This window comes from Clostridium sp. LIBA-8841, from assembly GCF_034439435.1.
GTDB lineage: Bacteria > Bacillota > Clostridia > Clostridiales > Clostridiaceae > Sarcina.
In genome coordinates this window covers 13,799-25,643 of sequence record NZ_JAPCKJ010000008.1, presented here as the reverse complement: position 1 = coordinate 25,643, position 11,845 = coordinate 13,799, and the positions used below count along the sequence as shown (strand labels likewise).

General features: G+C 26.1%; 9 protein-coding genes. 8 read left to right on the top strand and 1 reads right to left on the bottom strand.

The window, feature by feature from the left end:
* Window positions 1–80 precede the first annotated feature (80 nt).
* Both OIF33_RS16340 and OIF33_RS16335 read left to right on the top strand, forming a co-directional pair.
* Window positions 81–1,511 carry a hypothetical protein gene (locus tag OIF33_RS16340; RefSeq protein ID WP_322505303.1) on the top strand — a complete coding sequence of 477 codons (1,431 nt, stop codon included), beginning with the start codon at window positions 81–83 and terminating at the stop codon, window positions 1,509–1,511.
* Between the two features lie 2 nt (window positions 1,512–1,513).
* Window positions 1,514–2,206 (top strand): hypothetical protein, encoded by a 693-nt coding sequence (locus tag OIF33_RS16335; RefSeq protein WP_322505302.1) that lies wholly within the window; start codon window positions 1,514–1,516, stop codon window positions 2,204–2,206.
* A gap of 319 nt (window positions 2,207–2,525) precedes the next feature.
* Here OIF33_RS16335 and OIF33_RS16330 read toward each other — a convergent pair whose 3' ends face one another.
* Complete coding sequence (locus OIF33_RS16330) at window positions 2,526–4,040, bottom strand: bifunctional diguanylate cyclase/phosphodiesterase (protein ID WP_322505301.1); 1,515 nt, start codon at window positions 4,038–4,040, stop codon at window positions 2,526–2,528.
* 1,098 nt (window positions 4,041–5,138) lie between these two features.
* Between OIF33_RS16330 and OIF33_RS16325 the strand changes: the two genes are divergently transcribed.
* From OIF33_RS16325 to OIF33_RS16300, 6 genes are all read left to right on the top strand, one after another.
* Window positions 5,139–6,407 (top strand): tetratricopeptide repeat protein, encoded by a 1,269-nt coding sequence (locus tag OIF33_RS16325; RefSeq protein WP_322505300.1) that lies wholly within the window; start codon window positions 5,139–5,141, stop codon window positions 6,405–6,407.
* A 17-nt stretch (window positions 6,408–6,424) separates the two neighbouring features.
* Entirely contained in the window at window positions 6,425–7,015 is a 591-nt protein-coding gene (gene grpE / locus OIF33_RS16320) for a nucleotide exchange factor GrpE (protein WP_322505299.1), read from the top strand.
* Complete coding sequence (locus tag OIF33_RS16315; protein ID WP_322505298.1) at window positions 7,015–8,742, top strand: Hsp70 family protein; 1,728 nt, start codon at window positions 7,015–7,017, stop codon at window positions 8,740–8,742. The genes grpE and OIF33_RS16315 overlap by 1 nt, the downstream gene beginning before the upstream one ends.
* A 17-nt stretch (window positions 8,743–8,759) precedes the next feature.
* Window positions 8,760–9,506 carry a hypothetical protein gene (locus OIF33_RS16310; protein WP_322505297.1) on the top strand — a complete coding sequence of 249 codons (747 nt, stop codon included), beginning with the start codon at window positions 8,760–8,762 and terminating at the stop codon, window positions 9,504–9,506.
* 167 nt (window positions 9,507–9,673) lie between these two features.
* Window positions 9,674–10,576, top strand: a complete 903-nt coding sequence (locus OIF33_RS16305) for an LCP family protein (RefSeq protein WP_322505296.1) — start codon at window positions 9,674–9,676, stop codon at window positions 10,574–10,576.
* 426 nt (window positions 10,577–11,002) lie between these two features.
* On the top strand, window positions 11,003–11,776 hold the full coding sequence (locus tag OIF33_RS16300; RefSeq protein ID WP_322505295.1) for a tyrosine-protein phosphatase: 774 nt from the start codon (window positions 11,003–11,005) through the stop codon (window positions 11,774–11,776).
* Window positions 11,777–11,845: the final 69 nt, after the last annotated feature.

The following is an 11,845-nucleotide window of genomic DNA, read 5'->3' as shown; positions in this document are numbered from 1 at the left end:
TGGAAAGTCATTATAAAAATACTATTGCCATCATATATTTCATATTAAAGATTAATAATTTTAGGAGGAGTATTTTTATAATGGATATTATAAGCAATATCTTACAATCATTTTTAACTCAAAATATTTTGGGGTATATTGGTGTTGGATTAATTTTAATAGTTATATCTTTAGGGGTTATTTATAACATAAGAGTTAAAGGTAAATATGAAAGACTCTTAAAGGATTTTCAAGAAAGTGAATGGGTAAATGTACCTAATAAAGATAATCAAAAAGAACTTAAATTTTTTAATAGTGAATTGAAATCAATGGCAGATGAATTTAGAAAAAGTGCAAATAAAGGAACTAACAATATAAATACAGAGGTTATAATTCAAAAAAATATAGAAGGAAAAATATTAAAAGAAGAAAGTATTGCTAATATATTACCTGCTATTTCAATAGCTCTAGGTCTTATAGGAACTTTTTTGGGACTTACAATTGCTATTATGACCACAACAGGGATTTTATCTAGTGGAACTCAAAGCATGGCTGATTTTTCAAGAAGTATGAATATGCCTTTAGATAGTATGTCTAGTGCTTTTTGGACTAGTATTGTAGGGGTTATAGGTTCAGTTACATTAAACTGTCTTAATATTAATCTAAAGAGAGCCAAAGAAGATTTTTATGATGTTTTTGAAGATTACTTAGATAATATACTTTTTTCTATTTATATGAAATCAGAGAAAGATATGATTTCTGATTTTATGAAGGGGGTTTTAGGAGAACTTTCAGTAAAATTAGATGACTTATTTAATAGAGGAATAAACAATCTAGTTCAAGGAATAAATAGAAATACATTAGATATGACAAATACTTTTAATGGAATGAATAAGCATATGAAAGACTTAGATAATATTGTAGCCGACTTTAGAATATCTGTAATGGGAATAAAAACTCCTATAAAGAGTTTTGGAGAGAGCATGGAAAAGTTTAATAGAATAAGTACTGAATTCTGTAATTCAGTAAGTGCTACAAATACTAAGTTTGCAACTGAAACAATAAAACTTAAAGATAGTTTTATTGAACTATCTAAGTCTATAAATGATAACAAGAGGGAAATAAATAAACTTTGTATGAGGTTAGAAGTTCAAAGTAATGAGGTTAGGAGAGGGTACAATACTTTTAATGATGCATTTAAAGTCATAAAGGAAGAACAAAATAAGAATAATCAGGTTGTATCTAATCAAATTGCAAGATTAAATGATGGTTATAAAGAGTTTGAGAGAGGAATAAACAAGTTTTCAGATAATGTTTCAAATATGAAAAATGAAGTAGCAAATGGAATATACTATGCTCTTCAAAGAGAAACACAAGAACTTTCATCTAATATAGTTGATAAATTAAATGTTCCTTTAAGAGATATAAGCTTAGCTACTGAGGAATTAAGTAGAAGTACAAATAGAAAAAGGGAGATGGGAAAATCAAACTCAGATTGGCAAAAAGATGGCAAAGAGATTGGTAGGTGTTAAAAATGAAGGTTAGAAGAAGAAAATATAAAACTGAACAAGAAGTTCCTTCTTATTGGCCTTCCTTTGTTGATATAATGACCACTGTTACCTTAGTTTTTTTCTTCATATTACTTACATCTATTGGGGTTTCTAGTATTTTTGTAGACAATATAGCTGCGGAAAGAGAAACGGTTTATGATAAAATTCAAGGGGAATTAAATCAGTATGCTGTTGATGAGGAAGTAATGAATTTTAACAGAGAAGAAGGAAAAATTGATATAAAAACAGAAACCTTTTTTGATAGTGATAGTGCAGTTTTAAAAGAGGATGGAAAGAAATTAGCAGCTGAACTAGGAGAGATATTTTATAAGCTTTTATCTAAGGAAGAAATAAAGAGAAAAATAGATTATATAGAAATTGTTGGACATACTGATTTTGCTGGAGGAACAATCCACGGAAGAAAATTATCTACTGAAAGAGCAATTAGCTTTTTAAATGAAATGATGCCAGAAGATAGTAAACTTGAAGATCTTCATGGAGAGAAATTTAAAGCATCAGGTATGTCTGAGTTTGAAAACTATTCTTCTAAAGAGGAAAGAGATAGAGGGTATGACGAGTATGATATAAATGAGACTAAAAAAGATAGACGTATTGAAGTTCGTATGGTATTTAATAATGAAGATTTAGAAGAGGCAATAAGAGATAGAAATGAGTAAAAGAAAATTAGTTTTATAATAAAAAATATAGTTATAATCATGAATATATATATGTTGTATTAAAACTTTATTTAATAAAACTTATAAATATATTCCGAGAATTACTAGATTTCACTAAGAATTTATAGCTATTATTACGAAGAATTTGCTGAAGCTTCGAAACTCCCTTCGGTCAAACAGTCTCAGCTTCTTAACGCAAATTTTTCTACGTAATAGCTTAAATTCTAAAGCTCATCTAGATATTCTCTTCATACTATTTATAAGTTTTATTTTAAGTTACTTTTGATACAGCTCCTTTTTTGAATAAGTAATTATTAACTTATTTAGTAGGCTCCATATTTTTATCAATTTTAACAACAAGATTTAATTTTGTAGAATTTATATATTCCATAAATTCATTTTCATTTAAGGGTTTAGAAAAATAATATCCTTGAACAACATCAAATCCTAATCTACTAAATAATTTGAAATCTTCATAGGTCTCTACACCTTCTATAACTGAAGTAACATTTAATTTTTTTGCTAATATAGATATAAATTCAATAACAGCTATTTTATTAGGAGTTCTTGCATCAATAACAAACTCTCTAGGAACTTTTAATTCATCAAAATATAAACTTGATATTTGGCTAAGAGAAGAATAGCCTGTTCCAAAGTCATCTATTGAAATACAAATTCCATTTGATCTAAGCTGATTTATATAGGCTATTGTTCTAGTATTATTATTTAATGAAACATTTTCTAAAATTTCGGCTGTTATTAAATTGGGTGGAATACGGTGCTTTCTATAAATATGAAGTATATGGCAAATTTTATCGTAAGATTTTAATGTGTTTAAAGAAAGATTAACACTACACTTAAGTTTAATATTTTGTTTTAGTAAACTTCTTTGAAATTCACAAGCTTTTTTAAATACATACAAATCAAGGGATGATATTTCTCCTAAATTCTCTGCAATAGGAATAAATTTAGTAGGAGATATATATCCTAAGGTATCGTGTTTCCACCTTAGTAATGTTTCAAAACCAACAACTTTTAAGGTTTTTACAGAAATTTTAGGTTGAAAGACTAAATGGAATTTATTTGATAGAAGATCATCTTTAAAATCCTTCTTTAGTATGTTTGTATGCTCTAAATCTGTTTTAAGGTTATCATCATACATAAGTATTGCGTTATTAGATACTTTAAGTTTTTTAGCTCTCATTAAAGCATAATCTGCTTCTTGAATTAATAAATCTAAATTAACATTAGATTCATTTAGTGAATAACCAACATTAAAATTGATATGTATAATATCAGCATTATGTTTTACATTTATATCTTCAAAGTTATGAAGAAATTTTAAAATAGAATCAACTTGATCTATTCTAGACATTAGAGCGAAATCATTTCCACTATATCTACAATATAGGATGTCTTTTCCTAATAGAGACTTAAGTTCTTTAAGTTTGTTAGAAACTTCAACTAAAACTTTATCTCCAGCAATATGACCAAAAATATTATTTATATCTTTAAAGCTTTTTATATCTATAAAAAAGAGAGCATAGTTATTATGCTTAGATTCAAGTTGCTTTAAAAAATAGTTTCTACTATACATATTAGTTAAAAAATCAATTTCATTTGCTTTTTTAACGCTTTCAATCAATCTTAAATTATCTCTTCTTAAGATTACATCTCTAGATAGTAATAAAACCATAATAAGAAGTAGTATTATTAAACTTTCAAGTCCGTTTAAGTCTTTATTTATTATGGATGATGAAACTATATATATTGCAGCAAAGGTTACAGGAAAAATTCCTATGGTAACACTTATCCATGAATTATTTATATTCATATATGAATCATCTAGTAATCCTATATTAAAGCGGGTATCTTTTTCAATTGTTGAATAATAGATGCTAAGCAGTACTAGTATTGAGCTGAAGAAGTCTATAGCTACCCCTTGATATATATAATGAGAATAAAAAATTTCATTATTAAAATATGAGATTATATAACAATTAAGGATTGAAATATAAAAATATATAAGTAAAAGAAAACTACTTTTCTTATTATTTCTTAAATAAATTGTTTTTACAAAAATTAAGATTATAAGAAATCCTTCTAAGAAAATATATAAGCTATTAAGATTTAATAAAAATAAACTATAAATTGAATCATCTAAGAAGTATGTAGACGATAGGAAGTAATTAGAGTTCTCATAAATAATAAATGCAAAAGGTATAAATGTAAAAAATGAATCTCTAATTATGTAGTCTCTTAAAATCTTATATTGAAACATGTCCTTTATAAGAATATAAATCATGAAAATTAAAATTGCTGATAATAAAACTAACTTTATGTTCTTTAGTAAGAGTATTTTGTGAATTGGAAAATCTAAAATACCTAACAAATTCACAATTAAGTTCATTAAAAGTTGAATACTTTGAATAAGTATAAAGCTTAATTTTATTGTGTTAAGATGGCTTTTAGAGTGTCTGTATTTAAAAGAAAAAAATACTCCAATTACACATTGAAAAATCCAAAATGAAAATGCGATAGCCCATAATAAATAGTCAGGTAATATTTGGGGGTCGGTAAATACAGAAAATAATGTTATTCCTAGAACCACGAAACTAAAAATAATTTGGACTTTAAAAAAGAGTTTTATTTTATATAAAGGGTTTTCCGACATAGAAACCTCCAAAGACTTATTAAACTATATTTTTAGATTATTAATTAATCTTATTAAATAATTCATTAACATTTTATTAATAGAAATAATTTATGTCAAATAAGGAAAGTTTAAATAAAAGTGAAAATATAATCATAATCAATAGCATACTAAGTTTTATAAATAAATTAAGCTTACCAATGAATATTATTAAAGTTACTGAAATAAAGTTATGGTATACAGATATATTACTTATTTAATAAGGGTAGGAGGATATGTATGATCGATTATTTTAAAGAATTAAATGTTGAGATAGATGCCTCTGATAGTGAAGTGAAAAATGCCTATTTTAATATGACTAAAAAATACCCACCAGAAAAGTTCCCTAAGGAATATAGGGTTATAAGGGATGCTTATGAAACTTTAATAGATAAATCAAAGAGAGATGTTTATGTTTCTGAGGTATTTGATTCAGAGGTTAAAAAAATTCTTAATGAAGGAGTTGATTTAGCTAAGGATGAAAAATATGATTTAGCAATTTTAAACTTTGAAAAAGTTTTGCAGAAGTATCCTGATAATACAAAAGTTAAAAAGGATTTGGCATTGTGCTTAATGAAGGAAAGGAATTATAAAAAAAGCTCTAAGATTTTAAAAGAATTAGTTATAAGGGATCCTAACAATATAGAGTATTATAAGCTTTTGATAAATTCTTATTCAGAAAGTTACGATTTGAAAAATTTAGAAAGTGTTTTAAGGAAGAGTTTAAAATTAAAAAATGTAGAGGTGGATTTTTATTTAAAGCTATTTGAAATTTATAATGTAAGTGAATTAAGAGACTATACTAAGGCTATTAAAATTTTAAAAGAAGGCTTAGAAAATAAGAATATAGAATCTCAAAAATATAAATTATATCTAAAGCTTTTAGATTTATCTGATAGATTAGATTGTAAAAATGATTTCAATGAAACCTGCTCTTCATTAAGTGCTGTTACTTTAAAGGAAAATTATAAGGAAATAAAAACTTCAATTTTAGATTTATTATATAGGATTTTAAAAGAATTTCACTTCAAAAATGGAGTAAAACTTACATCTACAGCTTTAGTTTTAATAGATGAAAAAGAAGATATAGAAACCTTAGAAAAGATAATGAATTTTAGGAGATTATTCTTAGATCTTTGTAAAATCCATGATGATAGAGAAATAAATAGTGAATTTAAGAAACTTATTTATTATAAAGTTGTAAGTGAATTCTTAGGTGATGATCTTAAGTTTAATGAAGAATTTAAACAGATAAATAGTGATTTTTTCAATAAGTTTAATTTTGAAAATAATGAACTAATAAAGTCCATTGGAAGATTAAAGGAAGAGCATGAAAAAGTGTATTTAGGAACTAGAAATATTTGCAACGATGTTTTAAAGATATATAGTAAAATACAAAAAATAAATGGGAAAACTGAGGTGCCTAAAGAGCTTTATTCTAAAAGGAAAGAAGTTAGTAATGTGAAAAAGCTATTTAGAAAAGTAATAAATAGTTTTAAGGACAATTAGGATAAGGGGGTACTAATTTGAACTATGAAGAGGAATTAAAAAGTATTTGCGAAGAAAAAAGATATAATGAATTATTTATAGAAGATAAAGGGTTGAAAGAAATAAAAAACTCCATAAAAAAAATAGCAATACAAAATGAAAATATAAACCAGGATTATATTGAAGAAATTTATAGAATAGGAAATAGTCTTGAAGGAATTACAAGTTATATAAAACAAAAAAGTGAAGAAGAAGAGTTGCGGAGTAAAAAGATAAATAAAGAGTTAGAAATAAGGGAGAAAAGGTTCGTTAAAAGCTTAATTAACGTAATAGATAACATAAAATATATTTATGATTTTAGTTTGAAATCTGATAATGAGATGTTGGTTGAAGCTATGAGTAGTTTATTCAACATAGTAAAAAAAATAATGATAAATGTGGATATCCTTCTTATTGATGGAAAAGAAACTTTTTTTGATGAAAGCTTACATGAATGTGTTAGCACTATTTGGGATAACAATAGAAAAGACTATGAGATAACAGAAGTTTTAAAATTAGGATACATATATAAGGGAAAAGTTGAGAGAGTAGCTCAAGTAGTAGTAGTTAAAAATAAGGAGGATATATAATGGGAAAAATAATAGGAATTGATTTAGGGACAACCACTTCAGAAATAGCTTATGTTAAGGATGGTAAGCCATGTATTATAAGAAATGTTGAAGAGGGAGATGAACATGTTATTCCATCAGTAGTATCAATAGATGGAGATGAGATAAAGGTTGGTAAGAAAGCTAAGAATCAACTTTTATTAAAGCCCGAGTTAACAGTTTCAGAAGTAAAAAGAATTATGGGAACAGATGAAATTATAAGAATTCAAGATAAAGAATATAGACCAGAAGAGATTTCAGCTTTAATTTTAAAAAAGTTAAAAGAAGTAGCTGAATATTTTTTAGGGGAAGAGGTAGAGGAGGCTGTTATTACTGTTCCTGCTAACTTTAACGATATTCAAAGAAAAGCAACTAAAAATGCAGGAGAAATAGCTGGATTTAAGGTGGAAAGAATAATAAATGAACCTACTGCAGCAGCTATGGCTTATGGAGTAGATAATATAGATAAAAATGGAAATATATTAGTTTATGATTTTGGTGGCGGAACCTTTGATGTAACTATATTAGAAATGTTTGATGGAGTTTTAGATGTTAAGGTAAGTAGAGGTAATAATTACTTAGGCGGAAAAGACATTGATAATAAGTTAATAGATTATTTAGTAAGTGAATTTGAAAAATCAACAGGAATAAAGTTAGATGCATCAGATAGTAGAACCTTAGCTAGACTTAAAGAAGGAGTTGAAGAGGCTAAGAAAACTTTATCAAGCTCTAAAATGGCAGAAATAGTTTTACCTTATATTGGAGCAGATAAAGATAATAATCCAATAAATTTAGAAATGGTATTAACTAGAGAAGAGTTTGAAAATAATGTTAAAGAAATAATAGATTCAACTGAAGATATAGTAAATGAAGCCTTAGAGGATGCTAAGATTGTAGATGATGAAATAGATATAGTTTTATTAGTTGGCGGTTCAAGTAGAATACCTTATGTAAGAAATATGCTTGAAAAGAGATTTAAAGGAAAGATAGCAAGAGGGGTAAACCCAGATGAGGCAGTAGCTTTAGGAGCTTCAGTACAAGCTGCTATAAAGAATGATATTCCAGTTGGAGATTCAGGAACAATTATAGTTACAGATACTTGTAATTATACCTTGGGAGTAGCATTAAAAGGTGGAATATTCGATCCTATAATTGATAGAGACTCAAAATTACCTTCAAATGTAACAAAGAGATATTGCACAGTTATGGACGATCAAACAGAGGTGCTAGTAAGTGTTTATGAAGGAGAAAGTAGATACGTTAGCGACAACACATTAATAGATGAATTTATATTGTCAGGAATTCCTAAGGCTGATACTGGAAAGGAAAAGATTGATATAACTTTTGAGTATGATTTAAATGGAATTTTAAATGTTTCAGCAGAAATTCTTTCTACTGGAGATGAGATTTCAAAAATAATGTCTACAAGAGGCCTTTCAAAAGAAGAAGTTGAAGATCTTAGAGAAGTTGTTTCAAAAAATGATAATAAGGCAGACTTAGTTCCTTGGAAGTCAGATAACTTATTTAGATTAGTAGAACCTAATTTCAGGTTAGCAGAGAGAAAGATTCCAATGTTACCGAGTGCAGATAGAGAAAAACTTCAAGATATTATGAATGATATGAAGGAAGCTATCGTAGATAATGATAAAATGGCACTTATGAAGTTAGATGAAGAGCTTACAGATTTCTTATTTGATTTTGTTAATTAATATTGGGAGCATTTTATATGAATAATAGTGAAGAAGCTTTAGAAGTTATTTATAACAAGGCTTTAGATTTAGTAGCAAATAAAAGATTAAAAGATGGTGAAGAGTTATTAGAAAAAATTCATAAGACTGGAAATGTAAATATAGATACTCTAAATGTTTTGGGAATAATAAATTATCTATATTGTAATTTTAATGAGGCTAAAAAGTATTGGAGTGAAAGTTTAGAAATTTCATATGAGGATAATAGAGCGTTAGAATTTATTAATGATATAAATAGTGAAGAATTTAATTTAATAAAGGAAGAATATATAGAGTCTTTAAGTTTAGTAGAAAATAAAAATTATTTAGAAGCAATAAATTTATTAGAGGATATAGGAGATAAAAGAAAAGAGTTAATAGAAGTAAAAGAAATATTAGCTTTGCTCTATATGCTAATAAATGATAATGCTAAAGCTTTTAAAAATATAAGTAACGCCTTAGAATGTGATAATTCAAATTATAAGATAAAATCAATATACTATGAAATAAAAAATGATTTAGAAAAATTAAGTAATAACTATAAAGAAAATGATCCAGTAGTAGAATTTACTTTTTCTGAGGTAGTTTTAAATCTGATAATGATTTTGAATTATAAGATAAATTCTTTTTATGAAGAAGAGTTAGCTTATAAGAATGAAGAAATAAGTAAACTTCTTAAGGAAGTTGAACTTAACAGATTAGAGATTGAAAGCTTAAAAAAAGAAAATGTAGAGTATAATATTTAGCAAAAAAGCTGTATTAGATTCACTTTAAAATAAGGTTTATAATTTGAAACTTTATTTTATGGTGGAGTTTGATACAGCTTATTTATTTTATTTAACATAGAGTTTCCAATTTTGTAAAAATACGTTTAGAGATTTCTTATAAAATGTAATAATAAAGGAGTGAAGATATGAGTAAGGGAAAAATAATAAAGATAACTTTTATAACTATATTTTTTGTGTTTTTAGCTATTGTAGGTTTAGGAATGTGGGGTGTTTCTAACTTTATAGGAAAGATGGAAAAAATACAACTAGATGAAAAAAACTTAGGTGTAAATGAAGAGGTTAATAAAAATATAACTAATATAGCCTTATTTGGTATAGATGATGAAGATGGACAAGGTCGTTCTGACTCTATAATGATTTTAACAATAGATGAATTGCATAAAAAATTAAAGCTAACATCAATTATGAGAGATTCTTATGTTGAAATTCCAGGTAGAGAAGGTAAGGATAAGATAAATCACGCTTATGCTTTCGGAGGAGCAGAGTTAGCTATAAAGACATTAAATCAAAATTTTGGACTTAATATAAAGGATTTTATGGCTGTAAAAATGGAATCATTACCTGTGATAGTTGATAAATTAGGTGGAGTAGATATAAACATACAAGAAGATGAAGTAGATTTTATTAATGGAGTTGATTCTTCTGGTGTATATAATTTAAATGGAGAACAAGCTTTAGCCTATGCAAGAATAAGATATACAGATGGAGGGGACGCTAGAAGAACTGAGAGACAAAGGAATATACTAAATTCTATATTTGAGAAATTAAAGTTAACTCCTCTAGAAGAGTATCCAAGTATAATAGGTGAGTTTTTACCTTATATACAGACTAGTTTAGGTACTGGTGAAGTTCTTTCAACGGCAACCACTTTTGCAACACTTATACCTAATGGATTAGAGCAGGCTAGATTTCCACGGGATAAGGATATAGAAAACATAGAAGTTAATGGAATATATTATTTGGATTTTGATAATGAAGTTGTAAAGGATGAAATTAAAAACTATATTTTTGAGAATAAATTAGATTAAGTCGAATCTGTATCAAAATTTAAAACTAAATATAATAGAAATTAAGTATTTTAAGTTATTTATTCTGTAGACAAAAGGACTTTTTTAAAAAAGTCCTTTTAATATTTTATATAATTAATAAAAGTAAAAGATTTGAATAATAAAAGACATCTTTATAGAAACTTTTACATATTAATCATACAGTTATTAATTCTTGTTTCTTATTTAATTAAAATATGTATTATCAATATTTAATATGTAAAATACTGGGGTGACATAGAGGTGTTATTTGATTTTATATTATGGTAAAATATTCATGTAAAAATGAAGCTAAGGGTGAGTTTATTTAAGGAAGGATTATATTCCTTATTTAAGTTTTTAAAAGAAAAATAAGTTAATAAGAAAAACAATAGAAAAATTAAGGTGTTTCTTTTAAGGAGGAAAATCATGATAGACATACATTCACATATAATACCTAATATAGATGATGGATCTAAAAGTTATGAGATGTCTTTAGAAATGTTAAAAAGAGCTGAAGAATCAGGAACTAAAAAAATAATTGCAACTCCTCATTTTTTTAAAGGTTATTGGACAGAAAGCTATAGTAGTATAAAAAATAAAGTTAATGAGTTAAATAGATTAGCTAAAGAAAATAATTTAAATATTGAAATTTATCCTGGACAAGAGGTATTTTTCAATAATTATATATTAGAGGATTATAAACTTAATGAAATTGGAACATTAGCAGAATCAAGATATATGCTTATAGAGTTTCCTATGGATAAAATAAATTTTCAGAAGGCTATAGATACAATATATGAACTTAAGATAAAAGGAATAACACCAGTAATTGCTCATCCAGAGAGATATATGGATTTTATAAATGATCCAGAAAAGATAAATCAATTTATTGATGAAGGATATTTATTTCAATTAAATGGCGGGAGTATTACAGGTTTATTTGGAAAAGAAATAAAGAAAACAGCAGAGACTTTCTTGGAAAATAACATATATAGTTTTATAGGGTCTGATGCTCATAGTAATGGAAATAGAAATACTAGTTTAAGAGAAGCTTGTGAAGTGATTAATAGAATAAGTAGAGGAGCAAGCAAAAGATTTGAAGCTACTGGGCTTGCTTTGATGAATGACGAAAAAGTAGAGTTTCAAGGACAAAAAGTTAAGAAAAAGAAACGAGGACTTTTTTCTTTTTTTAAAAGATAGTTAGAAATAAAGAGTAACATCAATTAAGTTTTAAAATTTAATTGATGTTACTCTTTTATATTTGGCAAT

Bases quoted from the DNA above. Each gene is read 5' to 3' on its own strand.
- OIF33_RS16340 (WP_322505303.1), top strand. From the start codon at position 81: ATGGATATTATAAGCAATATCTTACAATCATTTTTAACTCAAAATATT.
- OIF33_RS16335 (WP_322505302.1), top strand. From the start codon at position 1,514: ATGAAGGTTAGAAGAAGAAAATATAAAACTGAACAAGAAGTTCCTTCT.
- OIF33_RS16330 (WP_322505301.1), bottom strand. From the start codon at position 4,040: ATGAATATAAATAATTCATGGATAAGTGTTACCATAGGAATTTTTCCT.
- OIF33_RS16325 (WP_322505300.1), top strand. From the start codon at position 5,139: ATGATCGATTATTTTAAAGAATTAAATGTTGAGATAGATGCCTCTGAT.
- OIF33_RS16315 (WP_322505298.1), top strand. From the start codon at position 7,015: ATGGGAAAAATAATAGGAATTGATTTAGGGACAACCACTTCAGAAATA.
- OIF33_RS16310 (WP_322505297.1), top strand. From the start codon at position 8,760: ATGAATAATAGTGAAGAAGCTTTAGAAGTTATTTATAACAAGGCTTTA.
- OIF33_RS16305 (WP_322505296.1), top strand. From the start codon at position 9,674: ATGAGTAAGGGAAAAATAATAAAGATAACTTTTATAACTATATTTTTT.
- OIF33_RS16300 (WP_322505295.1), top strand. From the start codon at position 11,003: ATGATAGACATACATTCACATATAATACCTAATATAGATGATGGATCT.